Below are 230 nucleotides of genomic sequence, written 5' to 3' on the forward strand. Positions count from 1 at the left end.
CGGAGCATCTTTCCCGGACGCATCTCTTTATTGAAAATAGCGCGGCCAAGCTTCCAGTTGGAACCTGGATGCTGATGGACGATGCTTGCGTTCGATAGGCGTTCAATGGAAATCCCTGAAAGCTCCGAGATTTCCGCAAGCGCGTCATGATCTCCACGAACGATAGCTTCTCGGCTCGTGTGTGTGAAACCGAGCAATGATTGCAAGGAATCATAGCTATTCGCGCGCGC

General features: G+C 52.2%; 1 pseudogene. It reads right to left on the reverse strand.

From position 1 onward, the window contains the following. Positions 1 to 230 (reverse strand): annotated as a pseudogene (locus HWX93_RS22925) (hypothetical protein); the annotation flags it as partial.

Source organism: Brucella tritici (assembly GCF_902825325.1).
Taxonomy (GTDB): domain Bacteria; phylum Pseudomonadota; class Alphaproteobacteria; order Rhizobiales; family Rhizobiaceae; genus Brucella.